The organism is Clostridium sp., from assembly GCF_051654825.1.
Classification (GTDB): Bacteria; Bacillota; Clostridia; order Clostridiales; family Clostridiaceae; genus Clostridium.
Map to the genome: position 1 here is coordinate 1 of NZ_JBOFYU010000073.1, position 2,662 is coordinate 2,662.

Genomic DNA, 2,662 nt, shown 5'->3' on the forward strand with positions numbered 1-2,662 from the left:
AATATTATTAGTACCAATGATGTTATTCTTACCTAAGATATTTGGATTAAATGGAATTTGGTTTGCACAACCAATAGCAGATGTTATATCTTGCGTTGTAACTGCTATAGTAGTAATTAGAGAAGTAAAATCACATAAAGTATCAGCTGATGGAGACGTAGATAAAAAGGTTGTATCAGCATAATAAAGACACTAAAGGATTATACACATAAGATTATGGTATAATCCTTTTTTACTGAATACTCTATACGTAGTCCGCGAGTAATGTAATAATATAACCCTTACTCTAGGCTAAAGCAATATCGGTGCGGATTATATTATTACATTACTCGCTAGTGACTATAGAGAGTTTAAATAAAATTATTATATTGGGGGGAGTAGATGAAAAAGAGGTTTGAGCAATATATGATGTTGGTGGCTACTATGTTTTGGGCAGGGGCTTTTGTTGCTGGTAAGTTTTCTATAGCGGAGTTTCCTGTGTTTTCGTTGGTGTTTTTTAGGTTTTTAATAGCTACTGTTATTATTTTTATTATTATGGTTAGGGTAGAGGATGATTGGAAGATCACTAAAGATGATTTTAAAATGTTTTTAATCTTAGGTATTGTAGGTATGATTGGTTATCATGTATTTTTCTTTTTATCATTAAAATATACCAGTGCTACTAATTCGTCTTTGATAGGTGCTACAAATCCAATAGTGACTACTATACTTGCATTTGTATTTTTAAAAGAGAGGGTAAGTTATAGAAGTTTAGTTGGAATATTGATATCTTTATTTGGTGTGATGCTTATTACTACTAATGGAGATATGAATTTACTATTTAGTTTTAAGTTTAATAGCGGTGATATATTGATGATAATAGCTGTTATTTGTTGGGCTGCCTATGGAATATTGTCAAAGAAAGCTTTAGAGCTATATTCACCTATTAAAATAACTGGATATTCATTTTTGACGTGTGTGGTACTTCTAATTCCTTTTGTAATATTTGAAAAACCTTGGGTTTATCTTCCTAATACAACTATTAGTGGATGGTCGTCGGTATTTTACATGGCTATATTCCCGTCTGTGTTTGGATATTTAATCCAACAAATATCTATAAAGAAAATAGGTCCTACTAAAACATCATTATATATAAACTTAGTGCCAGTGTTTTCTATGGTATTAGCATTTTTCATATTAGGGGAAACTATATCTTTTATAAAAATAGTAGCAGGTGTATTTATTATTAGTGGTATTTGTATTAATATAATGAATAGAAAAGTTGAATTAACAGAAGAAATAAAAGCATCTAGTTAAAGAAATTATCGCTTATCTTAAAAGGATAGGCGTTTTTTAATTATATAAAAATAAAAAAACTGAAACCGTTAGTGAATCTATATTGTCTAATTGTTGTAAGGTAATTACCAAAAGACAAAAGAAAGGACTCAAATAATGCTCAAAGAACTAAAAGTAAGAAAAGCTATAAATGGTGATGAAAAAGCATTTATAGCTTTGATAGATACACAAAAAGAAAAATTATATAAAACAGCATATGCATATGTAAAAAATGAACAAGATGCATTAGATATTGTTCAAGAAACTGTATATAAGGCTTATGTATCAATAGATACATTAAAAAGTCCAAAATACTTTAATACATGGTTAACCAGAATATTAATAAATATTTCAATAAATACATTAAATAAGAATAAAAAAGTTGTGTATCTAGAATCAGAAATGTTGAAAGAAGATACTACAACTATGCGTAGTAGTGAAGAAAAATTAGATATGCTAGATGAGCTAAACAAGTTAGAAGAAAAATATAGAGATGTTATTATTCTAAAGTACTTTGACGACTTGACCGTTAGTGAAGTTGCTAAAGTATTAGAAATACCAATTGGAACAGCTAAAACATATCTAAATAGAGGTTTATCAAGTTTAAGAATTTCAATGGGGAAGGAGAGATTGTAATATGAATAATAAAGACATAATTAATAGTATAGAAGTTTCGGATAAACTAGATGATTACGTATTAAAAGGAATTGAAAGAGGAAGAAATGAGAAAAAAATAGTGAAAACTAATAATAGATACATAAAAACTGCAACAAAAATAGCAGGGGTGTTTGTAGTAGGAACAATAGCATTAGGCGTTATAAATCCAGATATAATAAGAGCAATACCTATAATAGGTAAAGCTATTGAATCCTTTGATCCGAGTAACTTTGGAACTCCTACTGATAAATATATTAAGTATGCAAAAGGGATAGAAGTAGTATCAGAAAATAAAAAAGCTAAAGTCACTCTAACAGATATTATGGTGGATGAAAATGAATGTATGATAGGACTTATTGTTGAAAGTGAAGCTCTTAGAGGTTATGAAGGAAAAAATCAAGGTGATTTTGTAAATATAGACGCTGATATGATTAAGCTAAATGGAAAAAGTGTAGATAGCCAGGGCTACAAAGCAAGCAAGATAAATGATACTACAGCTGGTGTAATAATTAGCTCGAATATAGCAGATATGAGATTAGATGATAAGGTAGAAGTAGATTTAAATATTACTGGTATTAGGGGAGAAAAATATATAAAAGGAAAGTGGAATTTTAAAGTAGAAGTTGAAAAGGTAGAGGGTTCTAATAGAATAAGTATTGATGAGAGCTATACAATAAAAGGACAAAACTTA

Annotated in this window: 3 protein-coding genes and 1 pseudogene; all 4 read left to right on the plus strand. The window is 28.9% G+C overall.

From position 1 onward, the window contains the following. Positions 1–184 (plus strand): annotated as a pseudogene (locus ACRDBA_RS04565) (MATE family efflux transporter); the annotation flags it as partial. Between the two features lie 197 nt (positions 185–381). After that, positions 382–1,296 carry a DMT family transporter gene (locus tag ACRDBA_RS04570; protein ID WP_438571739.1) on the plus strand — a complete coding sequence of 305 codons (915 nt, stop codon included), beginning with the start codon at positions 382–384 and terminating at the stop codon, positions 1,294–1,296. A 135-nt stretch (positions 1,297–1,431) separates the two neighbouring features. Continuing rightward, complete coding sequence (locus ACRDBA_RS04575; RefSeq protein WP_438571740.1) at positions 1,432–1,950, plus strand: sigma-70 family RNA polymerase sigma factor; 519 nt, start codon at positions 1,432–1,434, stop codon at positions 1,948–1,950. Between the two features lies 1 nt (position 1,951). Then, positions 1,952–2,662, plus strand: a 711-nt coding sequence (locus ACRDBA_RS04580; RefSeq protein ID WP_438571741.1) for a DUF4179 domain-containing protein, incomplete at its 3' end; no start/stop codon positions are given.

Excerpts from the sequence above, each read along its gene's own strand:
- ACRDBA_RS04570 (WP_438571739.1), top strand. The coding sequence starts at position 382 with ATGAAAAAGAGGTTTGAGCAATATATGATGTTGGTGGCTACTATGTTT.
- ACRDBA_RS04575 (WP_438571740.1), top strand. The coding sequence starts at position 1,432 with ATGCTCAAAGAACTAAAAGTAAGAAAAGCTATAAATGGTGATGAAAAA.